Genomic DNA, 24937 nt, shown 5'->3' on the forward strand with positions numbered 1-24937 from the left:
CCTTGTGCGGTGCAACATAAGTGACGACATTCTGATATTCAATGACTGTTGAATAAACCGACAAGATCGCTCGCCTTCACGGCCGGTGCGACTCACATCGCCTGCACAACACCGGCAGGGTTCCCGACTGCACACCGGATGGCGGCGTTTGGATAGAGTGGCGCGACACGCGCCAGCCGTTCGAGCCGGTGACCGCCCCCATGCGCGCCGACCGGCGGTTCGCGCGGTTGGGGCTTGCCGGGATACTGGGACGCTGCCGGATCGCAGCCCGATTATCGCCGCGGCTGAAGCCTATAGCGGCGCGAAGTTCGAAGCGCTGGCGGCGAGGAGCGTCTCTGCCTCCGCCAATGGCGGCGCGGCCAGTTCGGCGGGGCGGGGGCGCATCTTCGCTTCGGGCGGGAATGTCCCATAGCCTGCGAACAGGCAGTGCCAGCTCATCGGGGCGTAGTGCGGGGTCTGGTAGGTCTCGATATTGGCTGCCGCGATGTCCTTTTGCGTGAACCAAGCTGTCATCATTGCCTTCAGGCTGTCCGACAGCGCCTGGTTCGCCGCATTCTCGCGCCAGTAGTCCGTATCGGTACGCTGGCTCATCCGGTAGTGCGCGACGATGTAGTCGCGGATCGCGTCGTATCGCGCAGCCGTTCGGGCATTGAATTCGTCGCGGTGGCCATCGCCCATGTCGCCTGCCTCATAGGCGCGGACGAAATCGAGGGCTGTTGCGATAACGATGTGGAGCGCCGTTGCCTCCAGCGGTTCGATAAACCCTTGGGCAAGCCCTGCGACGAGGCAGTTGCGGGTCCAGCTTTTTTCGACCCGCCCGACTTTCATTCTGAGGACCCGCGCCTCGGCCCCCACGGCCTCGGCGCCCAGAGCCGTGCGTAGTTCCGCCTCGGCATCGTCGTCGCTGATGTGGCGCGAGGAATAGACGTAGCCGTTGCCCACCCGCGTCGTCAGCGGGATCGACCAGCGCCAGCCCGCCTTCATCGCGATGCTCTCGGTCTGGGGCGTGTAGCTGTCTCCGCGCCGTGTCGGCATGACGACGGCGCGGTCATTGAACAGGTTGTCGGCGAACGACACGAAAGGCTCGCGCAAGGCCTGCTGCGCGATGATCGAGCGGAAGCCCGAACAGTCGACGAACATATCGCCCTCGATCCGCGTGCCGTCCGAACAGGCGAGCGCGGCGACGTTTCCGTCAGCGCCGATCTCCACGTTCGCCACCTTCAGCGGCAGGTGCCTGACCCCGCGCACGGTTGCCCATTCGCGCAGGAATGCGCCCAGCTTGTAGGCATCGAAATGGTAGCCGTAGGTCGGCGCGAAGGGGAAGTTCGGCGCGGCTTGCGGTCCTTTGCCCTCATCCGCCAGCTTCGCTGCGAGGAACCATGCGTCGGGATGAGCCGGTGCCTCGAACCCGCGCCGCGCCAGCGCGCAGGCGTGGACGAAGCCGGGTTCGGTATGCAGGTCGACCGGGCTGGGGAAGGGATGGAAATAGCTGTCATAGCCCGCCCGCTCGCTCCACCCCGTAAAGCGGATGCCCAGTTTGAAGGTCGCGTCGCAGGCGGTCATCCACTCGGCCTCGGCAATGCCGAGATGTTCGAACAGTGCCTTCAGCTGCGGCGTGGACCCGTCGCCCACTCCGATGATACCGATCTCGGGGCTTTCGACCACGGTGACGCGATCCGCGCCCCATTCCCTGGCCAGCAGGCAGGCGGTGATCCACCCGGCACTGCCGCCGCCCAGCACCACCACGCGCGGCGGTATCGAGGCGGCGGACGCGTTCACTTGCGAGGTTGCAGCCTGATCGCCAGCCCGCCACCGGGGGCGAGGCGGACCCTCAGCGTGTCGCCCTTGCGAACCTTGCGGGCATCGTAGGCGATTTCGTGCCGGGCATCGGTAAGGTAGGTCGCGTTTTCGCCGTCCTTCCAGATCGTCGCATCATAAGTGCGGCCTTCGTCGAGGTGGTCGAAGGCGACCGTCACTTCGCGCTCGGTCGCGTCGTTGATGCCGCCGACGTACCAGTCGTCGCTGTTGCGGTCCTTGCGCGCAAAGATCGCATAGTCGCCCACTTCGCCCGCGATCAGGTGGCTTTCGGCCCAGTCGGCGGGGACGGCCTTGATGAACTCCAGTTCCTTCGGATGTTCGGCAAGGCTTTCCACGAAGTCCGCCGCCATCTGGATCGGCGAATAGATCGCGAGATAGAGGCCGAGCTGTTTCGCCAGTGTAGAGGCGAGCGGAACGTCGTTGTCGCCCTTGAGGCTCAGGATGCCCGGCGTGTAGTCCATCGGCCCCGACAGCATGCGGGTATAGACCAGCGTCGGTTCGTGGTCCGGCCCGTTGTTGAACGCGCCCCACGCATTGTATTCCTGACCGCGCGCGCCTTCGCGGGCGACCCAGTTGGGGTAGGTGCGGCGAAGTCCGGTGTCCTTGACCGGTTCGTGCGGGTTCACCGCGATCTTGTGCTTCGCCGCTTCCTCGACGACTTTCAGGTGGTGCTGCACCTGTCGCTGGCCGTCATGCCATTCCATGACCTGCCCTTCGCACGGATCGGCGATGTCGGCATTGCAGGCGATGATGCTGCCGGCATCGGCGACATAGCCGGTCTTCACCACGTCGATGTCCAGTCTGCCGTAAAGCGCCATCGCGTCGGCCAGCTGCGCTTCGTAGTTTGCGATGTTGCCGCCGGTTTCGTGGTGACCGATCAGGTGCACGCCCTTCTTCTTCGCATAGGCGGAAAGCGCCTCGATATCGAAGTCAGGGTATGCCTTGGTGAAGCTGAAGTCACGGCCATTGCCGAACCATGTCCCGTCCCAGCCATAGTCCCACCCTTCGACCAGCACGCCGCGAAAACCGTGCTTGGCCGCAAAGTCGATGTACTGCTTCGTCCGCTCGGTCGTGGCGCCGTGCTTGTCGCCTTGCGCCCAGCTCCACCGGTTGGAGATCATGCCCCACCAGATGCCGATGTACTTGGCCGGGTCGAACCAGCTGACATCGCCCAGCCTGTTCGGCTCGTTGAGATTGAGTTCGAGGTCGCTCTCTACAAGACCGGCCGCATCGTCGGAAATGCGGATTGTGCGCCACGGCGTTTCGAACGCGCCCTGCCGCACGACTTTCGCCCCGCGCGAAGACGGCGCCAGATTGGCGCGGAAACGCTGGCCCCGAAGGCGCTGAAGCCACATGCCCGAATAATCGACCAGCGCGGCTTCGTGGAAAGATAGGTGCGTGCCGTCTGCAAGCCGCACGGTCATGGGCGTATGCGCCATCGAGACCGCGTCGATGGGCGTTTCGGAATAGAGATATTCGTAGCGGTTCCAGTCGCCTGCCGGGATCCACCATGCCTTGCCTTCGGGTGCGATGACGAATTCGGTCAGTTCCTCGGCAATGCGCGTTTCGGGATGATCCTTGCGGCCGGCAAATTCGTAGCGGAAGCCGACGCCGTCATCGAAGACGCGCATCCGCACGGTAAAGCCGCGCGGGGTCTTCGACTTTTCGGCAAAGGTTACGGCCAGTTCGTTGTGGCGGTCGGCGACGAACTGGCGTTCGCCCCAGGGCTGTTCCCAGCGCGTGTCGACGCTGTCTCTCGCCTCTGCCACGATGCCCATGTTGCGGCGGAGCGGGTCCTCGTCCGTGAAGTTGAAGCCCAGTGCCGATGCCGCGATCAGGGTCTCGCCGTCGCGGGACACCTCGTAGAAGGGCTTGCCCTCGTTGTCGGTGTCGAGCGTGACCGTGATGCGCCCGTCCGGCGACTGCACGGTCCCGGCAAGGGCGGTGGTCGAAAAGGCGATTGCGGCAAGGGAGGCCGACAGCAGGCGAGTGAGAGTCATAGGCTTACGATCAGGGCTCCGTATGCGGGAAGTTCGCGCGGCGTCGCATCGTTCAGCGCGAGCAGGATTTCGCCGTTCGCCACGCCCGAAAGCGCGACGGGATCGGCAGACAAGTTGAAAAAGCAGTCGACGGTTTCGTCCCCGTACCGGCGGCGGAAGGACAGCAACGCGCCTTCGTGCCGGCAATGGACGACCGCGCCGTGGTGCAGGGCGGGATGGGCATTGCGAAGTGCCAGCATCGCCTGCGTGTGGCTGAGCAGCGAGTCGCGGGTCGCCTCCTGCGCGGCGATGGATTTCGCCAGGTTCTGCGCGCCATAGGGCAGCCACGGATCGCCGGTGGTGAAGCCGCCTTCGGGCGTCCACGGCATCGGCGTGCGGGCACCGTCGCGCGACAGGGTGAGCGGCCAGTTGGCGATCGCCTCCGGGTCCTGCAACTGGTCGAAAGGGATGTCGACCTGTTCCAGGCCCAGTTCCTCGCCGTTGTAGATGATGATGTTGCCCCGCACCGTGGCGAGAAGCGCCATCTTCATCAGGCCGAAGCGTGTCCGGTCCTCTGGCGGGCACCAGCGCGAGATCGCGCGCGGCGCGTCGTGGTTCTCGAAGGCCCAGCTCGGCCAGTTCGTGCCCGGCTCGTCCGGCCACTCGGTCAGCGCCTTGCAGACGAGGGCGGGCGTCAGCTTCTCGGCATAGAGGAAGTTGAAGCCGTAGGTGGAGTTGAGATGCTTGTCGTCGGACGTGAAGGCGCGCATCTCCTCCTCGACATCGTCGCCGCCCACTTCGGCGACGGTGAAGATGGCATCGTACTGGTCGGTCAGTTCGCGGATCCGCCGGACGTAGGCCGGGATGTCGGCGTGCGACTGGTTGTTGATGCGAAGCTGGTAGTCGAAAGGACGCGTCCGTTCCACGCGCCGGTCGTAGGCGGGCGGATTGTCCGTCATCTCCGGATTGTGCATCGCGAAGTTCAGCGCGTCCATACGGAACCCGTCGACGCCCCGGTCCAGCCAGAAACGCAGGTTGGCCAGCATCGCGTCCTGCACTTCGCGGCAATGCCCGTTCAACTGGGGCTGGCTGGAAAGGAAGTTGTGCAGGTAATACTGCCTGCGTCGCGCATCCCACGTCCACGCCGGTCCGCCGAACACCGACTGCCAGTTCGACGGGGGGGATCCTTCGTCCTTGGGATCGGCCCAGACGTACCAGTCGGCCTTTGGATTGTCCCTGCTGGACCGGCTTTCGACGAACCAGGCGTGTTCGTCCGACGTATGCGACATGACCTGGTCGATCAGGACCTTCAGTCCCAGTTCGTGGGCGCGCTTAACCAACGCGTCGAAATCGTCCAGATTCCCGAAGATCGGATCGACGGCGCGGAAATCGGCGACGTCGTAGCCGAAGTCCTTCATCGGCGAGAGGAAGAAGGGCGAGACCCAGATCGCATCGACGCCCAGCCGCGCGACATAGTCGAGCTTTGCCGTGATGCCCGGCAGGTCGCCGATGCCGTCGCCGTTCGAATCCATGAAGCTGCGCGGATAGATCTGGTAGATCGTCGCGCCGCGCCACCAGGGGAGGGTATCGGTCATTGGTCAGTCTCTTCGATGCGGCACACCGCCCAACCGAATGGCGCAAGGGACACCCGTACGCTGCCCGGCGCCGTGACGCCGGCAGGGCAGGTTCCCGACAGCGCGGAGATCGTGCGGGCAGCGGTCCCGACGACGACGTTGCGGGTGATCGGTTTGGCGGTGGTGTTGAATGCGAGAAGGTATTCGCGGCCCGTTTCGGGGTCGAAGCGGGAGGCGGCGAAAAGCCCCGGTTCCTGTTCATACCCGCGCACGACCTGCCTGCCCCGCGACAGGGCGGGATGGGCGCGGCGCAGAGCCGATAACTCGGCGATCAGCGTGTAGATCGGGTGGCCAGTGTCAAAATTGGCAGTCGCGGTCGTGGCGTCGGTGCCGATGAGGACATTGTCGTTGTAGACCGCGGTACGGCTGGGGAACATGTCCTCGCGGGCGAGCTGGTCGTTGCCGTCGCCAACGAAGCCCTGTTCGTCGCCGTAATAGATCACCGGCGATCCGCGCAGGGTCATCATCATGGCATGGCCCAGCATGACGCGGGCGAGCAGTTCGTCTTGCGAGATTTCGGGCATGTCTTCGCGGATCAGGGTCGAGAACCGGCCCATGTCGTGATTGCCAAGGAAGGTTGGCAGGTTCATCGCCGCTTCCTCGCCCCCTTCATACAGGACGTCGCCGTCGAACATGTGGGCAAGGACCACCGTGCCCTTATCGCGGCCCAGCAGTTCGCGCATCGCGGCCTGGAATGCGAAGTCCAGCACGGCGGGCAGATTATCGCGGCGCGTGTATTGCGCGATGTAGCCGCTGTCGGGCACATCCTTGTAGACTTCGCCGAACATGTGGAAATTCGGAATGCCGCGCGCAGCGGCACGGGCCTTCAGCGCGGGGACGAATTCCTGCCAGAAGCCGGGATCGACGTGGCGCGCGGTATCGATGCGGAAGCCGTCGACGCCGAAATCCTCCACCCATGATGCGTAGATCTCGATCATCCCTTCGCGCACGCGGGGATGTTCGGTGAACAGGTCGTCGAGGCCCGAAAAGTCGCCGAAGCGGCTGTCCTCGCCCGTGAAGGTCGAATTGCCGCGATTGTGATAGTAGATCGGATCGTTCAGCCAGGCCGGGACCTTCACGTCCTCTTCGCCCGCCGGGACGATCGGCGTATAGGCAAAAGCAGGATCGATCAGCCTGGCAAAGTTCTCCGCGCTGCTGTCCTGATCGCCTTCAAAGCCGGGATTGATCGGCGCGCCGTTAGTGCCTCCCCTAGTGGAGTAGGGGTAGTCGGCGCGGCTGCGATAAGGGAAGCCATGCGCCTGGTCCTCGCGGAACATGATAACGTCGGCGGTGTGGTTGGTGATGATGTCCATGTAGACCTTCATCCCGCGCGCGTGCGCCGCATCGACGAAGTCGCGGAATTCCGCGCGCGTGCCGAAGTGCCCGTCGGGGCGGGTGAAGTCGGTGACCCAGTATCCGTGATAGCCCGCGCTTTCGTCACCCTTCGGCCCCTGCACCGGTTTGTTCTGGAAGATCGGCGCGAACCAGATCGCGGTGACGCCCATGCCCTGCAGGTAGTCGAGCCGCTGCGTCAGCCCCCTGAGGTCGCCGCCATGGAAGAAGCCCTTGGCCGTCGGGTCATAGCCCGTTGCCAGCCGGTCGCCGGTAAAATCGCCAAGGTCGTTCGAGGCATCGCCGTTCTCGAACCTGTCGGGCAGGACGAAATAGACCACTTCCTCGGAAGGCGCGCGCAGGCGGAATGTGCCGTCGACCGGCGGTTCGGCAGGGGCCTGCGTCGTGGCGCACCCTGCAAGAGCAAGCGCAGCGAGAGAGCCGAGAAGGGCGTGGCGGATCGTCATGCGGATACCTTCGCCTGCGAGATCATCTGCTCCAGGAAATCGATGTGGCGCGGCATGGCGCGCACTTCCTCGACCAGCGCGGCCTCGGTTCCATCCAGCAGGGTGCGAAGGTCATCCTCGGGCATGGCATCGGCGATGGGGTTGTAGCCCTCCGCCTCCACGCCCTGTCCGGCAAAGACCTGGAACCAGGCGACTTCGGTGAACAGTTCCTCGTGCTCGCGGTGGATGAAGCCCGCTTCGCGCCACAGGGCGATCTTGTCGGTCAGCGTTGCGGGCAGTTCCATGCTCCGCACCGCGTCCCAGAAGGGCTGACCAACCCGTTCGTTCGCGGTGTAGTGGAGCACCAGAAAATCGCGGATGCGCATCCACTCGAAATCGGCCTGCGCGTTGAAATGGTCGATCACCGCCTTGCTCGGCTTGCCCGCAGGCAGGACGGCGAGAAAGCGGCTGATCGCGCTCTGAATCAGGTGAATGCTGGTCGATTCCAGCGGCTCCATGAAGCCCGCGGCAAGCCCGATGGCAAGGCAGTTGCGGTTCCAGTGCAGGCGGCGCTTGCCGGTGCGGAAGCGGATCGGGCGCGGATCGCCCAGCGCCTCGCCGTCGAGATTGGCGAGGAGGATCGATGCCGCCTCGTCCTCGTCCATGTGAGTCGAGGAGAAAACGATGCCGTTGCCGATGCGGTGTTGCAGCGGAATGCGCCACTGCCAGCCCGCCTTGCGCGCTATGGAACGGGTGTAGGGCGTGAAGTCCCCGCCGCCCGCGCAAGGGACGGCCATCGCGCGGTCGCAGGGCAGGTAATTCGTCCAGTCGTCGAAACCGGTTTCAAGCGCGCCTTCGATCAGAAGCCCGCGAAAGCCGGTGCAGTCGATGAAGAAATCAGCCGCCAGTAGGCGCCCGTCATCCAGCGTGACCGAGGCGATTTCGCCGCTCTCGCCATCACGCTCGACGCTGGCGATCAGCCCATCGTGCCGCGTGACGCCGCGCGCTTCGGCATAGCGGCGAAGGTATGCGGCGTAGAGCCCTGCATCGAAATGATAGGCATAAGGCATCTCGGGCGAACCCGGTGCGCGCCGTCCGCGCTGCATCCGCATGGTGCGCGCGGCCAGTTCGTTCAGCGAATAGCGCTGCAGCGGCTTGGCCAGCCCCAGTTTCTTCGCGCGCAGCCAGTAATGCTGGAAGGGCAACAGCCCCGCGCCGCGCCCGATGGCGCCAAAGGCGTGCATGTAGGCCTCGCCCTCGCGCTGCCAGCCGTCAAACTCGATGCCGAGCTTGAAGCTTCCTTTCGTCTCGCGAAGGAATTCAGCCTCGTCGATGCCGAGCGCGCTGTTGAAAAGGTGGATCTGGGGGATCGTCGCTTCGCCGACGCCCACCGTGCCGATCGCCTCGCTTTCGACCAGCACGATGTCGTGCCCGGTCGCGAACCGCGAGAGCGCGGCTGCAGCCATCCATCCGGCAGTCCCGCCGCCGGCGATGAGGATAGAGGGTCTGGTCTGCTCCATGTCACTTCGCCCCTGTGTTCTTGCGCCCGTATCTCGACGCTTCGTGCCAGAGCGGTATCCCGGGGTTCTTCGCGAAGGAAGATCCCCGGCCGGGCGAGGTGAGGGAGAGAGCCCGGCCGGGGGTGGGGGAGACGTCTACCGATCAGATCTGGCGATCAGAACCGGTAGGACGCGCCGACAAGGTAGGTACGGCCATAACGTTCGTAGTCGATGACCTGGTCGCGGTCGTCGCTCTGGTACGAAACGAAGGGCTCGTCGGTCAGGTTCAGAGCCTGGACCGTCAGCGACAGGCCATCGAGTGCGCCGGACTGGAAGCGATAGCCGACCTGTGCGTCGAAGATCGATTCCGCGTAAGTCTGGCGGAACTGGCGGCTGGCCGAGATGCCGATGAACTCGGCCAGGAACGAAGAGCGGTAACGGTGCGACAGGCGCGCCTCGAAGCCGCCGTTTTCGAAGAACGCCGTCGAGTTGACGACCCACTTCGACAGGCCCGGAACGTCGCTTTCGAACGAGGTGTCGGCGACCGTGTCGTAAACCGTCAGCTTGCTGTCGGTATAGGCGACGCTGGTCTGGAAACCGAAGCCGTCAAGAGCTTCCGAAAACATCGAGAACGGGATCGCCATGCTGGCCTCGATGCCGCGGATCGTGCCGTCGGCCGTGTTGTCCGGGCCGCTGACGAAGCCGAGCGTGGTAGTCGCATCGACAATGGCCTGTTGCTCGGGGCTGAGCGTTGGCAGCAGGTACGAGAAATCACGCACAACACTGACCGCGTTCGGGTTCACGAAGTCGTCCAGCCACTTGTGGTAGGCCGCGACCGCGATGTAGCCCTTGCCGCCCGCGAAGTAGTGTTCGAACGACAGGTCGACGCTGTCCGCGATGTACGGACGCAGCTTCGGGTTGCCGCCGCTGGCCGAGAACAGCGAGTTCAGGGCGCCCTGCGGCAGGTTCGAGACCGATGCGTTCGACGAGGCGTTCAGCTGGTCCATGCGCGGACGGGCCAGCGTACGGGCCGCGCCGAAGCGGACCTTCGAGTCCGGCGCCACTTCGAAGTTCAGCGACATCGAGGGTAGGACGTGAGCGTACTTGTCACCCGACGTTACCGGCGTGCGTACCGCATTGATGCCACCCGGCGAATCGAAACCGCTCGACGACTGGTCGGTATAGACGACCTGCACGCCGATATTGCCAGTCATCGACATAGCGCCGAGGTCGGTGTCGAGATCTGCACGTAAGTAGCCGGTCCAGACCTTCTCGGTCACGGTCCAGTCACCCGGGAACGGCAGGTCCGAGCTCTGGACGTCGGTAAGGACGTAAGTGCCGTTCTCGATCAGCGTGAACGGGTTGTACGCGACCTGCGGGCCGAAGCCGAGGAAGCCGAGCGAGTCGATCGGGCTCAGCAGTGCGTCTGACGGGATCGTCATTTCGAGGACCGCGTTCGCATCGTTCGGGTTGGTCGAACCGCCCGAAAGGCTCAGGAAGTTCTGCGTGATGTCGCGCGTCTTCGAACGATCGGAGTAGGCGACGCCGGCGACCAGCTGCTTCACGAACGGGTGTTCGAGCTTGCCGACGATCTCGCCGCGGGCCGACCACAGTTCGTCCTTGGTCATGGTGTCGTTGATGAAGCCGGTCTGGACGATGTTGCGCCCGCCGCCCCAACCGCGCGGGTCGGTCAGCACGATCGTGCCGGTGTCCGAATAATCCGCGGTGTTCGAGAACTGGAAGGGGAAGCCGCTGTCGCTGCGGGTATAGGTGACGGTGTCCGACGGATCGTCGCTGCTCGCGCCATAGCCGAAGCCCGAGTAGCTCTCGATCTGCTGCAGGCGGCGATCCGCTTTCGAGTAGGAAACGTCGAGGTTCAGCAGGATGTCGTCGTTTTCGTACTTGGTGTTCCAACCAGCGGCGAAAGTCTCGGTGTCCTTGCGGTCATAGTCGTTGCGCACGACCGGCTGCACGTTGGCGAAAGTCACCGAATCGGGGAAGTCGCCGCCTGAGTTGTCGGTGATCGTCGTGCTTGCGCCCCAGCCCGGGTTGAGCGGGAACTCGATGCCGCGCATCGGGATGCGTTCGCGGTAATCGGCGTAGAAGAGGTCTACGGAAGTATTCCAGTCGGGGCTGGGCTCCCACTCGATCGTGCCGAATGCACCCAGACGATCGAGGTCGACCGACTTGGAGAACGGCTTCATGCCGCCCAGCACCATGTAGCCGGCGTCGTCCGGATAGCCCCATGCGTTGAAACGCTCGACCTGGCTCGGGCTGGACTGCAGCGCGAGGCCGAGGGCAACGCCGAGCGTGTCGTCGGCAAACTGGTCGACATAGGTGCCGGTGGCGCGATAACCCCAGCCCTTGAGATCGGGGTTCAGCGAGCCGTCTTCGTTGACTTCGATACGGCCTGCGACCGAGACGATGCGCTCACCCTTCGACAGCGGACGGATCGTGCGCAGGTCGACGGTGCCGGCAAGGCCCTGACCGATCAGACCGGCATAGGGCGTCTTGTAGACGACGCCCTGGTCGATCAGTTCGGAGGGATACTGGTCATATTCGACGGCGCGGTTATCGCCCGAGGAAACGAGCTCGCGACCATTGAGGAGCGAGGTCGAGTAGTCGGGGCCAAGACCGCGAACCGAAAGCGACTGGGCGCGGCCGTTGATGCGCTGCACGGCAAGACCGGGCAGGCGGCCCAGCGTTTCCGCGATTGAGACGTCGGGCAGCTTGCCGATGTCTTCGGAGCTGAACGCCTCGGCGATGACCGGGCTTTCGCGCTTCAGGTTGATCGAGGTTTCCAGCGCCTGGCGATAGCCCGACACGACGATGACGCTCTGCGCGTCCTCTTCGGAAACGTCCTGGTCACCGGGCTCGACGGTGGCTTCCTGCGCGTGAACTACGGCAGGCGCTGCAAGCGTGACGAGCGCGACCGTGAATGCGGTGGCGCTGGCGCTCTGACTCAACTTGGTCCGGAAATTCATCTTCCTCAGTCCCCTTGGCGCGAAGGCTTCGCTTGTCCGCGTGCCCCCTTGGATTCTGGCCGTGCAATCCATCGTGGGATGCAGGCGATTGGCCGCTGATAAATCCGAAATGCCCCGCCCGAGAAGACAGCATACGTATACGCTGCCACTGCGAAAAGCTGATGATAGCGGGTTAAATCGTTCCAAATCATCGGTTTGACCGGTGCTGTTTTGCTTCCCGTATGTGAGATGCTGGGCTATGCTGACCCGTGCGGCAATTGCTCAGCGGGAGGGAGCGATGGGGCGCAGGCCGACCGGCAAGCCCACCAGTTTCGACATCGCATATGCGGCGGGGGTATCGCAGCCCACCGTCAGCCGCGCGCTGCGCGGGGACCTGTCGGTCAGCAAGGAAACACGCGAGAAGATAGAGCGGATCGCCCGCGACCTGAATTACACGGTCGACAAGAACGCCTCTTCCCTGCGCTCGCAGCGGTCGAACACGATCGCGTTGCTGTTCTTCGAGGATCCGACGTCCGACGACAGCATGATCAACCCGTTCTTCCTCGCCATGCTGGGGTCGATCACGCGGGCCTGCGCGAACAGGGGGCTGGACCTGCTCATCTCGTTCCAGCGGCTGGAGGACGACTGGCACGTCCGGTACCAGGATTCGAACCGTGCCGACGGGCTGATCCTGCTGGGTTACGGCGACTACGACCTCTATCGCTCGCGCCTCGACAAGCTGGTCGAGCAGGGCACGCATTTCGCCCGCTGGGGATCGGTGCGCAGCGACGACAGCGGATCGACGATCGGCTCGGATAACCTCGGTGCAGGGCGGCTGGCGGGTGAGCACCTATTGTCCATCGGCCGCCGCAAGATCGCCTTCCTCGGCCATGCGACCAGCCGGTATCCCGAATTCGCCCACCGCTACGAAGGCTTGTGCGCCGCCATGCGCGACGCAGGCGTCGAGCCCGATCCCTCGCTGCAATACGACGCGCTGACCACCGAGGACGCAGGTTATCGCGCGGCGAGCGAGCTCTTGGCCTCGAAAAAATCCTTCGACGCGATCTTTGCCGCCAGCGATCTTATCGCCATCGGCGCAATGCGGGCGCTGGTCGGTGCGGGCCTGAAAATCCCCGAGGACGTCGCAGTCATCGGCTTCGACAACATCCCCGCCGCCAGCCTGACGAGCCCGCCGCTCACCACCGTACAGCAGGACGTGGCGGGCGCTGGCGCAAGGCTGGTCGATACCCTGATGGCGCAGATCGCGCGCCGCGCCGGCCCTGATGTTCGCTTGCCGACACGGCTTATCGTGAGGGGCAGTACCGTCCCGCGCTAGGCCATGCACTGCGGTTGTGGTGCAGCGCGATACATTCGTATTCTTGTTGTGCGACCGGCGTGCGCCGTGTGACCTGACCCGACCCCACGCGGCGCGATGACAGCTGCGGGGCAACGGGAAAGGATCGTTCCGCGATGGAAAAACCGCGGCAGGGCTTCTGGGGCCTGTGGAACATCAGCTTCGGATTCTTCGGCATCCAGGTCGGCTTCGCGCTGCAGAACGCGAACATGAGCCGCGTCTTCCAGACGCTGGGCGCCAGCAAGGACGATCTCCCCGCGCTCTGGGTCGCGGCACCGCTGACGGGCCTTATCGTGCAGCCGATCATCGGGCACCTGTCGGACCGGACGTGGAACCGCCTTGGCCGCCGCCGCCCTTATTTCCTGACCGGTGCGGTACTGGCCGCTATCGCGCTGTTCCTCATGCCGCTCGCCCCTGCCATCGCTGCGCCGCTGGTCTTTGCCGCGGCCATGCTCTGGGTGCTCGATGCCAGCCTCAATATCTCGATGGAGCCGTTCCGCGCCTTCGTCGGCGATATGCTGCGCACCGACCAGCACGCGGCGGGCTATGCCGTGCAGACCGCATTCATCGGCGCGGGCGCGGTGCTGGGCTCGATCTTCCCCTGGCTGCTTGAACACATGGGTGTCGCCAACGTCGCGCCCGAAGGCGCGCTGCCCGATACGGTGCGCTATGCCTTCTGGTTCGGCGCTTTTGCCATCCTTGCGGCGGTTGTCTGGACGGTCGTCACCACGCGCGAATACAGCCCCGAGGAACAGGCCGCGTTCACCGGCCACGTCGAAGCGGACGACGCCGGAGAGATCACAGCGCGTCTGGCCGCGAAGAACCCGCTGGGCGGTATTGCGTGGATCGTCGCTGGCATCATCGTGGCGCTGGCGGTCGACATGCTGGGCCTGCAGAAGGAAGTGCTTCTCCTCGGAGCGCTGCTCGCGATTTACGGCGTACTCGAAATCGTCGCGATCCGCATGGCGCGGCAGGGCACGAAGCCCAACATGCTTTCCAGTATCGTCGGCGACTTTTCGGGTATGCCGCCGGTCATGAAGCGGCTCGCGCTCGTTCAGTTCTTCTCGTGGTCGGCGCTGTTCATCATGTGGATCAACACCACGCCTGTCGTCACGCAATATGTCTACGGCTCCACCGACACGGCCAGCGCCGCCTATAACGAAGGCGCGAACTGGGTGAGCGTGCTCTTCACGGTCTACAATGGGGTCGCGGCGATCGCTGCGCTGGTCCTTTTGCCGTGGCTGTCGCGCAAGTTCGGGCAGGTCCGCACGCACTCGATCTGTCTGACGCTGGGCGCGCTGGGCTTTCTCGGCTTTTTCTTCCTGCGTGATGCCAAAGCGCTGATCGTGTGCGAAATCGGGATCGGCATCTCCTGGGCCTCGATCCTGGCCATGCCCTATGCCATCCTCGCGTCGAACCTGCCGCAGGCGAAGCTTGGCATCTTCATGGGCCTGTTCAACATCTTCATCGTCGTGCCGCAGCTTCTGGTCGCGACCGTCATGGGCTCGATCATGCTGGCGTTCTTCCCCGGAGAGCCGGTCTGGACGATGCTTTTCGCCGCCGCCGCATGGGCCATTGCCGCATTGGCGATGACCCGCGTTTCGGCCGCCATACCTGCGAGGAACGCGTGAAACTGACCCGCCCCCTCATCATCGCCGCTGGTGCCGCCCTGCTGGGTGCCGGCTCGCTCTACGCCATGGGCAGCGCGCCCGAGGAACCCGAAGTCAGCGCCGACCCGTGGACGCCGCAGCCCTACGTGGAGCTGAGCCATCCCGAATGGTCGAAGGACGCGGTTCTCTACCAGATAAACACGCGCCAGTTCACCGAGGAAGGCACGTTCCGCGCCGCCGAAAAGGAACTGCCGCGGCTCAAGGAACTGGGCGTCGACATCCTCTGGCTCATGCCGATCCACCCGATCGGCGAGAAGAACCGCAAGGGGACGCTGGGCAGCCCCTATTCGGTGAAGGACTATTACGATGTGAACCCCGAGTTCGGAACGAAGGAGGACTTCAGGCACTTTGTCGACGCCGCCCATGAGCAGGGCTTTCACGTGATCCTCGACCTCGTCGCCAACCATACCGCCTGGGACAACGAGCTCGCGGCCAAGCATCCCGACTGGTACGAAAAGGACTGGAAAGGCGACTTCCGTCCGACGCCCTGGTGGGACTGGTCCGACGTCATCGACCTCGACTGGTCAAAGCCCGGCGTGCGCCAGCACGTGGGCGAGGCGATGGAATACTGGGTCCGCGAATTCGATGTCGACGGATACCGTGCCGACGTGGCCGGCTATGTCCCGATCGACTTCTGGGAAACCGAACGCGCAAGGCTCGACGCGATCAAGCCGGTCTTCATGTTGGCCGAATGGAAGACTCCCGATCTGACCCGCAAGGCCTTCGACGCGGTCTATGCGTGGGAATGGCACACGACGGTCAAGAACATCGCGCAGGGCAAGGCCGACGCCACCGCATTGTTCGGCTATTACGCAGAAAACCAGAGCAACTGGCCGGAGGAGGCCATGCGCCTCACCTATATCGCAAACCACGACAGCAATTCCTGGGAAGGCACGCAGTACGAGAATTTCGGCGATGCACTTCCGGCGTTCATGGCGCTTTCCTTCACCGGCGAGGGGTTGCCGATGGTCTACAACGGCCAGGAAGCCTGCAACGCCAAGCGGCTGGAGTTCTTCGAGAAGGATCCGATCGACTGGAGCCAGGGCGAGGATTGCGAGCTTGGCGATTTGATCAGCGATCTGATCACCTTCCGCAAGGCCAATCCGGTGCTGGCGAACGGCCAGTGGGGCGCGCGGATGAGCCAGGTGGTGAACGACAAGCCGCAGCAGCTTTTCGCATGGGTCCGGCAAGAGGACGGCAACAAGGTCGTCGGCCTGTTCAACCTTTCGGCAAAGCCCGTCAGCGCGAAGCTGACCGATGCGCTGGCGGCGGGCACCTATACCGAGTTCCGCTCGGGTGAGAGCGTGACCATCAAGGATGGCGACACGGTCGAGCTTCCGGCATGGGGCTATCGCCTGCTGTCGTCGGGCGCGAAGTAAGAGAGCGGGAAAAGGGCAGGGGCGATGGGCAGTCACGCAAGATGGGCGCTCGTCGCCGCGCTCGCCGGGTTTCTTTTCGGGTTCGATACCGCGGTCATATCGGGCGCGGAACAGGCGGTGCAGCGGGTCTGGAACCTGTCGGACGCAATGCACGGGCTTGCCATATCGGCAGCGCTCTGGGGCACGGTCGTCGGCGCGCTGCTCGGCGGCTGGCCGTCCGATCGCTTCGGGCCCAAGCCGACGCTGATCGCCATCGGCGTGCTATATGCCGTGTCGGCCATCGGTTCGGCGCTGGCGTGGGATCCCACCTCGTTCATCCTGTTCCGCCTGATCGGCGGGCTTGGCGTGGGCGCCAGTTCGGTCGCCGCACCCGCCTATATCGCCGAGATCGCCCCCAAGGCACAGCGCGGGCGGCTGGTTGCGCTGTTCCAGACGATGATCGTCACCGGAATCCTTGTCGCCTTTGCCACGAACTGGCTGATCGGCGGCACGGGCAGCGACGACTGGCGCTGGATGCTGGGCGCCGAAGTCGTCCCCGCGCTCGCCTATCTCGCCGCGACATTCGCCATTCCCGAAAGCCCGCGCTGGTTGCTGCTCCATTCGGGCCGCGAGGCCGAGGCGCGCAGCATTCTGGCGCGCGTCAACCCGGCCGCGGTGGACGAAACCGTCGCCGCGATCGAGGCGGAGGCACGGGCCGAGGCGCGCTCGATCACCTGGGGCCAGTTCCTGTCGAAGCACTATCGCCGCCCCGCGATGCTCGCCTTCCTGATAGCGTTCTTCAACCAGCTCTCTGGCATCAATGCGATCATCTACTACGCGCCGCGCATCTTCGAGATGTCGGGCGCGGGATCGTCGACCGCGCTGCTGGCGACGGTGGGGATCGGGGTCGTGAATCTCGTCTTCACGCTGACCGGCCTGATGCTGATCGACCGGACGGGGCGCAAGTTCCTGATGTATCTGGGCAGCTTCGGCTACATCGTGTCGCTGGGCATGACTGCCTATGGCTTTGCGGTAGGCCAGTTCGCGCTTGTACTGCCCTTCATCTTCGCCTTCATCGCGGTTCACGCCATCGGGCAGGGCGCGGTGATCTGGGTCTATATCAGCGAGATCTTCCCCAGCGCCGCCCGCGCCAAGGGCCAGTCGCTGGGCGCAGGTACGCACTGGGTCTTTGCAGCCCTGCTGACGCTGGTCATGCCGGTCGTGTTGGCCAAGGTGTCGCCGGTCGCGATCTTCGCGTTTTTTGCCGCGATGATGGTGTTGCAACTGGTCTGGGTACGCTTTGCAATGGTCGAGACGCGCGGGCGCAGCCTCGAAAATATTGCGGCGGACCTGCTGAAGCGCGCCTAGCGCAAGTCGACGACGACCGCTTCGTAGCCGCCGATCTTTCCACGCACGGGGCGGACGCGGGCGACCACGCGGCCGCTGGCAATCAGGTCGCGATAGGCAGCCCACTTTTCGGGATAGCGATCCGCTTCGGCGCGATAGCGGCTGAACTGGGTCAGCACTGCATAGTCGGCGCGGCACGTTTCGCGCATGTCGGCAGGGATGGCCGCGTAATCGAGGTTGGAATTGCCCCCTCGCACGGCATCGACCTCGTCGTACTGTATCTTGCCCGAAAGAATGTCGCGCGCATCAAGGCACCCAGCCTCGGCCAGCGGGAACAGCACCCGGTGGTCGGTCGGCGCAAGGTCGAAGGCGAAGTGTTCGACAAGGATCGAGGCATCGGGGGCGGCATTGGCCTTGAGCCAATTCGTCGCGATGACACGGGTGTCGGCCTTGCGCTCTGCCGTGTCGGCGCTCGTCTCCATCATCGGTGGCAGGATCATCGCGAACCCGACGATGCCGGCCAGACCTGCTGCCACCTTGGGCTTCAGTCCATGGCCGACCATGCGCCACGCGGCTTGCAGACCCAGTGCCGCGGCAATCGCGACAAGAGGGATGAACGGCAGGATCCAGCGTTCCCAGACCAGTGTCTGGACCGCGAAGGCAACAAGAAAGCCGACCGCGACCGGACCGGCAAGCGGCAGGAACTCGCGCCGCGAAGACCGCGTGAACAAGCCGATCGCGGCAAGCGCGAGCGCCACCGGGCCGAGTGAGCGCCAGAGCGGGCCGCTGGCATAGAAGGCCAGGTTCTGCAGCCAGGTCCCGCCCGTCGCGCCGATGTGATGCTTCTGCGCCTCGCCCTCGAGGTTCGAGACCAGCGTTTGCCAGTCGAGCACGAGATAGGGCGATAGCAGTACGGCGAAAACGACCGAGAGGACGGAGACGACAACAACGCGCACGAGCGCAGTGCCCAGCCCGATCTCGCCCTTGGCGGCGCGCATGCCAATGGCGGCCGCAATGGCGAGGAAAGCCAATGCGAAAGGCCACTTCGTCGTCGTTGCCAGCGCCACGAAAAGTGCGCCAAGCACGTAGCTTCCCCGGTTTCCGTCCCGCATGATGTCGACAGCGCAGATCAGGGCGGCAAGCAGGAAGCAGGTCGCCATCATGTCTGACCGGATGATCTGGGACAGGCCGACATGAACCGGGCTCACCGCGACGAGCGCGGCCGCGATCAGCGCGACGGGGCGATCGAACAGGGGGTGCGCCAGCTTGTGGGTCAGCCAGACGCAGGCCACGCCGAACAGCGCCATGACGATACGCCCCGGCAGGACGATCATGCCCGGATCGCTATAGATTGCGTCGCCGAACTGTGCCGGAGAGGCGAAATGGCCGCCGATCCAGCCGACGGCGAAGACCAGCACGTCGACGATGGCCAGGACGTACATCGTGATCGTGGCGGGGTGTCCGAACCAGCCGGGGTTCAGCGTGCCGCTGGAAATCATGCGGTACCCGCCCAACTCAAAGATGAGTTCGTCCGGATCGAGCATGGCCGGCAGGCCGAAGCGGATGGAATCGAGGCGGAGCAGGAAGGCGGCGACAAGTATCGCGACGAGCGCTACCCGCGCAAGCCCGCGGTCGGCCTGCGGCCCGATGAACGCGCGAAGCCCGCCCGTTCGTTCTACCCCGTTTTCTCGCATGGCAGGATCGTTAGCCCTGACCCGGCGGGGTCGGGTGCTTTATGCCCGGAAGCATCGGCGCATCGCCGCGAAACCGCCAGCGCGAGGCCCAGCCCTGAAACCGCACGTCCATCCAAACCTCGCGGATCGTCACACAGGACATCGCGATCGCGACCGCCTGGATCAGCAGCGGCCGGACGAACGGCCAGACAGTGAGGTAAGTCGCCGAAATGACCTGGCTGTCGCGGTAATAGGTGGTTCGCGTCAGTTCCATCATCTCCTCCAGCTTGATGTCCGCCGACAGGGCGAGGAGGTAGCATGCGCAGATCGAGAAGATCCGCCCGAAGCCCTTCCACGGCTCCATCATGAGCAGCGCCATCATGAATACCGGCGTATAGCCGCCTGCCTCACTGGTGACGAGAGCGATGAGGATGCCGAGAAGGTAGAGCCTGTAACGTGTGACGACTTCGGGCCGCAGCCACGCGGCGGCGAAGGCAACGAGCAGAAAGGCTTGCGTCACGCGAAGCAGCACGTCGATGAACAGGACCGTGTATTCGACCATACGCGAACCGATCAGCAAACCGATGGGGACTGTCGCATTCTCGTTCGTAAGGACCGAACGCAGGCCCTGGTACGTCGTGGCCGGCCAGAAATCGAGAATGTTCTCGAACTCCTTGTTCGACCAACTTGTGATGTTGCGCAGGATCTCGAACGGGGTGCCGCGGCCAAGGATCGCGAAGCTGACCAGATAGACCATCACGACGCCCAGCATCGCCCCTTCGACCCAGCGCCAGCGCCGCTTGAACAGCGGGGTGAGCAGCGGGGCGATGAGATAGACCTTCAGGTTCACGGCCATGCCCGCAAAGAACCAGCGCCACTTCGTCGATTTGAGCAGAGGCATCGTCGCCAGCAGGAAGAACGGGAACGCCATCAGGATGAGGTTCCCGCGCTCGATCCCGTTAAGCAGCGGCCAGCCGAGGCCGACACAGATCGTACGCGGGATCGCGCGGCTCTTGTCCCACTTGCGCAGCGCCAAGTACATGATCACCACGCTGGCCAGCCAGAAGCCCCAGATGCCCGCAACCCCGAGCCAGTCGCAATCGCGCACCGCAAGGCCGGGGCTGGATTCGTAGGCCCGTACGCGCGGATAGCACTGCTCCAGCCCGACTACCCGCAGCATCACGAAGGACAGTGGCGGGTAGAGCGTGGTCCAGACATCGTAGGTGCCCGGATCACGCGCCCAGTAGGCAGTGTTGAACCAGTCGGCGTAGATATCGCTGGGTTCGTAGAAATAGGGCGGCGGCAGGTAGTAGTACGTCAGCAGGTACCAGATCGTGTAGATCACCGAGGCGACGACGCCTGCGGCAAACAGCCACTCGAACCCGCGCCCGCTTCGCCAGAAGTCGGCAGGAGGCTTCACGCCGCTTCCTGCGCCGTGAACACGAACCGCTTCAGGACGAAATAATTGATGACCGATGCGATCAGCACCGTCAGCGCGCCCGCAAGGTACGGGGAATCGATGAACTGGTCGAAGCCCCACAGCACCGCGAGGTTCACGAGGTAATTAAGGCCGTAGGAGACGATGAAGTTGACCCGCGACGCTTTGTGCCCGGCAAAGGCATAGCGGCTGTAGGTGAAGTAGTTGAACGTCATGCCCATCACGTGGCTGACGATCTGTGCGACGAAGATGTTGAGACCCAGCCACACGAACAGCGCGAACAGGCCGTACCCGAAGGCAGTGTTTACGATGCCTGCCTGATAGTACTTGAACAGGCGCTGCCATTCGCTTGCGGAACGCCAGTCAAACACCGGTCCCCGCTTTCTCGTACTCCGGCGTGCTGGCCGTTCCCTTGTAGTCGGGGGGGAAGTTGACGCGTTCCTCCTCCAGCACCAGCGGCTGGTTGCGGGTCCGGTCGGAAATGAGCTTCACCTGCACGCCCAGAAGGCCGAGGAACAGGAAGAGCAGAGTGAACTGTCCCTCCAGCATCGCGGCGAAAAGCCACAGCTGCCACGACTGTCCGGCAAAGGCAGCCCAGACGGCACCCAGCATGCAGGCCGCGGTCAGAAGTCCGAACAGGAAGGCGACGTAGAGCGGCGCTCGAAGCAGGTTGCCCGAAGAACCGGCAAGCCCGTTGAGTGCGAAGTCTAGCAGCGTGAAGAAATTGTTCTTCGACCGGCCACCGGCGCGGGGCGGGCGGGCGAAAGGGATCTGTTCGATCTTGTAGCCGGTTTCGACCAGCAGGCCGCGGAAGAACGGCTCCGGCTCGTTCAACTGTTCGATCGCGCGCACGACCTTGGCGTCGTAGATGCCGAAGCCGGTCGCATTAGGAATGATCTGGTAGTCGCCGAAGCGGCGCTGCATTGCATAGGACATCGAGCGGACGGCAGAGAGGATCAGCCCGCTCTTCTCACGCTCGCGGATGCCCAGCACGATCGGCACGCCTGCACGCCAGCGGCGCACGAATTCGGGCAGCAGGTCGGGCGAATCCTGGAAATCGGCGCACATCGAGATCACGGCGCGGCCACCGGCTTCGTAGATGGCATGCGTAGGCGATCGCATCTGGCCGTAGTTGCGCGTATTCTTGATCAGCTTGATGCGCGGATCGCGGGCGCACATGCCTTTGACGATTTCTACCGTCCGGTCACTAGACTCGTTGTCGATGAAGATGATGTCGAAGTCGGCCCCGACGCTCTCCATCTTTTCGCACACGGCGGCGGCGATCGCCTCGGCATTGGCCTCCTCGTTGCGGCAGGCAATGCAGACGGTGACTTCGGGGCGGCTCTTGAGCGGGAGGGTCATGTTCACTCTGCCGGGCTCTCGACCATCTCGACGCGACGCGCGCGATCAAAGCGCGAGCCGACCGGCGGGCGCAGGCGATAGAATTCCATCGCCGCCCAGATCAGGATGAAAAGGACTGTCAGTGCCGCCGCGGGAAGCCAGATCTGGCGCGAGGTTTCGATGTGCGCATCCTCGAGGATACGGATGTTCGCTGCCGAGGTCAGGTCTTCCAGCATCGTACCGTCGAGGTAGTTGAGATAGCTGGAGTGCAGCGAGCGGGCCATTCCGAGTTCGCGTTCGAGCCGGAACAGTTCCGCCGTCACGCCGACAGCTTCACCGACCGATCCCGAGTTGCTGCGCGAATCCGCCGCCAGTGCCTGATTCAGCTGGGCCTGCAGCGCATCCCGTTCGGCCTTTAGCTGGATAACGGTGATGTGATTGTCGGTATAGACACGGCGGGCCGTGTCGATGGCCGTCTGCTTGTCGCGCACCGCCTGCTGCAGGGCAGGGATGCGCATCGCGATGGATTCGACCGACACGGTCGGGTTGGCATAGCCGTGCTTGAGGCGGAAATCGTTGTACGCGGCTTCTGCGGAAACGAGGCGTTCGCCCGCTTCCTCAACCAGCGTTTCAAGCACTTCACGCTTGTACTTGGTCTGCCGGATGGTGATTTCTGACAGGCGCTCGCGGGTCGCTGCTGCATAGGCGCCGACGATGTCGCGGGCGAGGTCCGCGTCGCGGTCCTCCATCTCGATCAAAATGATCCCTCCGCGCAGCGAACGGACAGTGACCTTGCGTTCGAGCCAGCGGTGCAGGTCGAGGTCGGGTTCGTCGAGACGGTTCTCGAGGTCGAGATCCGCGATCACCTTTTCGCGCGTCGAACGGCTGGTGCCCACGCGCAGCGCGATCTCGACGTCGGCCTGCTTGCCGAAAACCGAATTGATTGCGCCAAGCTGACCCAGCGTGCCCGACAGGCCCAGCGTTTCCGGGTCGGTCGGGGTCAGCGAGGTCGAGGCGTGGAAGCGTTCGGGGAAGAAGCTCAGCACCCCGAAGATCAGGACCAGCGGCAGGAAGATCGCGGCACGGCGCCAAGCCTTGTCGAAGATCTTCATGTGGGTCACCTGACCCACGATGGACATGCGCGGCAGCATCAGTCTATCGCCGCCACGGTCGCCGCAGCGATGCCGAACTGGAAGATGATCGAGCTGATCTGGCCGATCTTGGTCAGCAGGTCCTTCGAGCTGGTCTTGACCGGGACGAAGATCACATCGCCGGGCAGGGCTTCTTCACCCATGGCGCCGGACGAGCGGGGCAAGACCTCGCCGTTGGCGCGCACAACGAAAAGCCTGCGCTTGTCGGCTGCGCGGACCGGGCCGCCTGCCTGCGAGAGGTATTCCTTCACCTTTTTCGGATCGTCGGCGATCATGTAGGAAGCGGGACGATAGACCGCGCCGAACACGCCGACGCTGCTGGGCACGGGCGGAACATAGACGCGGTCGCCGTTCTCGAGAGGGAGGTCGGGCAGCGACGTTGCTGTCGGCTCGATCTCGAGGACGAGACGGCCGTCGGGTTCTGCCTCGCGCATTTTTTCGAGAAACAGGCGGGCGCCTTCGTTCTGTGCCGCGAGACGGTCCGCGCTGATGCTGGAATCGGCGGTCAGCGGGGCAGAAGCCAGCGTCATTTCGAACTGGTCGATCGCGTCGTCGAAGTTCTTGCGCTGCTGTGCCGCAACCGAATTGCGGTTGAGTTCGGTGCCGAAGGGGAAGGCCCGGCTCGTCATGCCGCCGGCAAGCGCGATAACCGAGGAAAGGCTTGCGCCCGGCTCGACGTAGTAGTTTCCGGGTTTCTCGACCTCGCCCTCGATCTTCACGAAGACGCGCTGCGAGGCGGTGGGCTGCACGAGGTTCTTTTCGGACAGGACCTGAATGATGTCGGCAGGGCGCGCCTTCATCGTCGCGGCGTCGCGAATGACGACTTCCATCGGGCCGGGGCGCGCACCGTCGGCAACGCGGTAAAGGACGAGACGTTCGGCATCGCCGAGCTGCGTCGTACCACCGGCAATCGCCAGCACGTCAGCCAGCGATTCGGTCCCGCGCAGTTCGTAGATTGCCTCTGCCGTCACGCTGCCGAAGACGGCAACCTGCGGGCCTGCGGGCGGAATGAACAGGACGTCCTCGTTCTGCAGCACCGCGTCGTTCACGCGGCTACCGCCCAAAAGCAGTTCGTAAAGGTCGAAGTCGGCCACTTCCTGCCCGTTGCGGATAAGCTTCACCGAACGCATCGAACCGTTGGGATTGGGGCCGCCGGCTTGGAGGATCGCATTTGCGACAGTCGACAAAGAGCCGACCGAGAATGCGCCGGGGCTGCGCGCAAAGCCGGTCACATAAACGCGGATGCCGCGCAGTTCGGCAACGCGGACGCCGTAGCGGAAATTGCGGTACTGGGTGCCGATGGCACGGTCGAGCACGTCGCCAAGGTCGCCGCTCCGCACACCGGCGAGGTGGATCTGGCCGACTGCGGGAAGGAAGATGTTGCCGTTGGCATCGATCGTACGCTCGGTGCTGCCCTCGACCGAACCGGCGAGCGAGATCGACACGACGTCACCGACGTTGAGGCGGTAGTCGGGCGGAACCGTCGCGGTTGCGGGCGCGGCGAAATTGCGGCTTTCGGGCAGGAGCAGGTCGGCGCCGTAACGCGGCAGCGGACGGCCGATCACGCGCTCGACATACTTTTCGAACTCGCCGGGCTCTGGCGGTTCGGTCAGGCGCTTGCTCTGGTCGAGAAGATCTTCCTGCGCCTCGAGGAAACGCTGGAGCTGCGTGCTTTCGTCGTTGCCGACTTCCTGGATCGAGGTTGCGCCGTAGATGTTGGACTGCGGCGTGGAGAAGCCGGGCGAACCGCTCTGCGATTCTCCTTGCTGCTGTTCCTCTTCCTGATTGGTGCCCGTCTGTCCGGGAATCAGCTGCGCCATGGCCGGTGCAGCGCCGGCAACGCAGAACGCGGCCAGCAAGGTGAACAGGATGCTCCTGAACCGGAAGCGGCTAAACCTCATGAACTAATCCCGTCATATATCTATCGAAAGGGT

16 protein-coding genes are annotated in these 24937 nt (G+C 64.1%); 4 read left to right on the forward strand and 12 right to left on the reverse strand.

The annotated features are described in order from the left end of the window. Positions 1 to 291: 291 nt before the first annotated feature. The 6 genes from A9D15_RS07525 to A9D15_RS07550 all read right to left on the reverse strand — a co-directional run bounded on the left by A9D15_RS07525 (position 292) and on the right by A9D15_RS07550 (position 11692). On the reverse strand, positions 292 to 1779 hold the full coding sequence (locus tag A9D15_RS07525) for a tryptophan halogenase family protein (protein WP_229660402.1): 1488 nt from the start codon (positions 1777 to 1779) through the stop codon (positions 292 to 294). After that, the gene (locus tag A9D15_RS07530; RefSeq protein WP_066763628.1) at positions 1776 to 3818 is read right to left on the reverse strand and encodes a glycoside hydrolase family 97 protein; all 2043 of its coding nucleotides are present in this window, start codon (positions 3816 to 3818) and stop codon (positions 1776 to 1778) included. Before A9D15_RS07530 ends, A9D15_RS07525 begins: the two co-directional genes overlap by 4 nt. Continuing rightward, entirely contained in the window at positions 3815 to 5392 is a 1578-nt protein-coding gene (locus A9D15_RS07535) for an alpha-amylase family glycosyl hydrolase (RefSeq protein ID WP_066763633.1), read from the reverse strand. The genes A9D15_RS07530 and A9D15_RS07535 overlap by 4 nt, the downstream gene beginning before the upstream one ends. Continuing rightward, positions 5389 to 7230 (reverse strand): alpha-amylase family glycosyl hydrolase, encoded by a 1842-nt coding sequence (locus A9D15_RS07540; protein ID WP_066763635.1) that lies wholly within the window; start codon positions 7228 to 7230, stop codon positions 5389 to 5391. Before A9D15_RS07540 ends, A9D15_RS07535 begins: the two co-directional genes overlap by 4 nt. After that, positions 7227 to 8729 carry a tryptophan halogenase family protein gene (locus A9D15_RS07545; protein ID WP_066763639.1) on the reverse strand — a complete coding sequence of 501 codons (1503 nt, stop codon included), beginning with the start codon at positions 8727 to 8729 and terminating at the stop codon, positions 7227 to 7229. The genes A9D15_RS07540 and A9D15_RS07545 overlap by 4 nt, the downstream gene beginning before the upstream one ends. A gap of 155 nt (positions 8730 to 8884) precedes the next feature. Beyond that, positions 8885 to 11692 (reverse strand): TonB-dependent receptor, encoded by a 2808-nt coding sequence (locus A9D15_RS07550; protein ID WP_066763642.1) that lies wholly within the window; start codon positions 11690 to 11692, stop codon positions 8885 to 8887. A gap of 277 nt (positions 11693 to 11969) precedes the next feature. Here A9D15_RS07550 and A9D15_RS07555 point away from each other — a divergent pair, with 277 nt between their 5' ends. From A9D15_RS07555 to A9D15_RS07570, 4 genes are all read left to right on the forward strand, one after another. Beyond that, positions 11970 to 13007, forward strand: a complete 1038-nt coding sequence (locus A9D15_RS07555) for a LacI family DNA-binding transcriptional regulator (RefSeq protein ID WP_066763644.1) — start codon at positions 11970 to 11972, stop codon at positions 13005 to 13007. Positions 13008 to 13141: 134 nt separating this feature from the next. Beyond that, positions 13142 to 14656 carry an MFS transporter gene (locus tag A9D15_RS07560; RefSeq protein ID WP_066763645.1) on the forward strand — a complete coding sequence of 505 codons (1515 nt, stop codon included), beginning with the start codon at positions 13142 to 13144 and terminating at the stop codon, positions 14654 to 14656. Next, entirely contained in the window at positions 14653 to 16074 is a 1422-nt protein-coding gene (locus tag A9D15_RS07565) for an alpha-amylase family glycosyl hydrolase (RefSeq protein ID WP_229660403.1), read from the forward strand. The genes A9D15_RS07560 and A9D15_RS07565 overlap by 4 nt, the downstream gene beginning before the upstream one ends. Before the next feature lie 24 nt (positions 16075 to 16098). After that, the gene (locus A9D15_RS07570) at positions 16099 to 17421 is read left to right on the forward strand and encodes a sugar porter family MFS transporter (RefSeq protein WP_066763646.1); all 1323 of its coding nucleotides are present in this window, start codon (positions 16099 to 16101) and stop codon (positions 17419 to 17421) included. Here A9D15_RS07570 and A9D15_RS07575 read toward each other — a convergent pair. The 6 genes from A9D15_RS07575 to A9D15_RS07600 are packed head-to-tail and all read right to left on the reverse strand — an operon-like array spanning position 17418 to position 24904. Beyond that, on the reverse strand, positions 17418 to 19094 hold the full coding sequence (locus tag A9D15_RS07575) for an ArnT family glycosyltransferase (RefSeq protein WP_066763648.1): 1677 nt from the start codon (positions 19092 to 19094) through the stop codon (positions 17418 to 17420). The two genes, A9D15_RS07570 and A9D15_RS07575, sit on opposite strands and share 4 nt — an antisense overlap. Positions 19095 to 19104: 10 nt before the next feature. Further along, positions 19105 to 20493, reverse strand: a complete 1389-nt coding sequence (locus A9D15_RS07580; RefSeq protein ID WP_066763649.1) for a glycosyltransferase 87 family protein — start codon at positions 20491 to 20493, stop codon at positions 19105 to 19107. Then, positions 20490 to 20882: a GtrA family protein gene (locus A9D15_RS07585; protein WP_066763651.1), complete on the reverse strand. Its 393-nt coding sequence runs from the start codon at positions 20880 to 20882 to the stop codon at positions 20490 to 20492. Before A9D15_RS07585 ends, A9D15_RS07580 begins: the two co-directional genes overlap by 4 nt. Continuing rightward, the gene (locus A9D15_RS07590) at positions 20875 to 21873 is read right to left on the reverse strand and encodes a glycosyltransferase family 2 protein (protein WP_066763653.1); all 999 of its coding nucleotides are present in this window, start codon (positions 21871 to 21873) and stop codon (positions 20875 to 20877) included. Before A9D15_RS07590 ends, A9D15_RS07585 begins: the two co-directional genes overlap by 8 nt. 2 nt (positions 21874 to 21875) lie before the next feature. Continuing rightward, the gene (locus A9D15_RS07595; protein ID WP_156521698.1) at positions 21876 to 22991 is read right to left on the reverse strand and encodes a GumC domain-containing protein; all 1116 of its coding nucleotides are present in this window, start codon (positions 22989 to 22991) and stop codon (positions 21876 to 21878) included. Positions 22992 to 23002: 11 nt separating this feature from the next. Then, positions 23003 to 24904, reverse strand: a complete 1902-nt coding sequence (locus tag A9D15_RS07600) for an SLBB domain-containing protein (RefSeq protein ID WP_066763655.1) — start codon at positions 24902 to 24904, stop codon at positions 23003 to 23005. Between the last annotated feature and the right edge of the window lie 33 nt (positions 24905 to 24937).

It is taken from the genome of Croceicoccus pelagius (assembly GCF_001661915.1).
Classification (GTDB): domain Bacteria; phylum Pseudomonadota; class Alphaproteobacteria; order Sphingomonadales; family Sphingomonadaceae; genus Croceicoccus; species Croceicoccus pelagius.

Excerpts from the sequence above, each read along its gene's own strand:
- A9D15_RS07530 (WP_066763628.1), bottom strand. The coding sequence starts at position 3,818 with ATGACTCTCACTCGCCTGCTGTCGGCCTCCCTTGCCGCAATCGCCTTT.
- A9D15_RS07535 (WP_066763633.1), bottom strand. The coding sequence starts at position 5,392 with ATGACCGATACCCTCCCCTGGTGGCGCGGCGCGACGATCTACCAGATC.
- A9D15_RS07540 (WP_066763635.1), bottom strand. The coding sequence starts at position 7,230 with ATGACGATCCGCCACGCCCTTCTCGGCTCTCTCGCTGCGCTTGCTCTT.
- A9D15_RS07545 (WP_066763639.1), bottom strand. The coding sequence starts at position 8,729 with ATGGAGCAGACCAGACCCTCTATCCTCATCGCCGGCGGCGGGACTGCC.
- A9D15_RS07550 (WP_066763642.1), bottom strand. The coding sequence starts at position 11,692 with ATGAATTTCCGGACCAAGTTGAGTCAGAGCGCCAGCGCCACCGCATTC.
- A9D15_RS07555 (WP_066763644.1), top strand. The coding sequence starts at position 11,970 with ATGGGGCGCAGGCCGACCGGCAAGCCCACCAGTTTCGACATCGCATAT.
- A9D15_RS07560 (WP_066763645.1), top strand. The coding sequence starts at position 13,142 with ATGGAAAAACCGCGGCAGGGCTTCTGGGGCCTGTGGAACATCAGCTTC.
- A9D15_RS07570 (WP_066763646.1), top strand. The coding sequence starts at position 16,099 with ATGGGCAGTCACGCAAGATGGGCGCTCGTCGCCGCGCTCGCCGGGTTT.
- A9D15_RS07575 (WP_066763648.1), bottom strand. The coding sequence starts at position 19,094 with ATGCGAGAAAACGGGGTAGAACGAACGGGCGGGCTTCGCGCGTTCATC.
- A9D15_RS07590 (WP_066763653.1), bottom strand. The coding sequence starts at position 21,873 with ATGACCCTCCCGCTCAAGAGCCGCCCCGAAGTCACCGTCTGCATTGCC.
- A9D15_RS07595 (WP_156521698.1), bottom strand. The coding sequence starts at position 22,991 with ATGTCCATCGTGGGTCAGGTGACCCACATGAAGATCTTCGACAAGGCT.
- A9D15_RS07600 (WP_066763655.1), bottom strand. The coding sequence starts at position 24,904 with ATGAGGTTTAGCCGCTTCCGGTTCAGGAGCATCCTGTTCACCTTGCTG.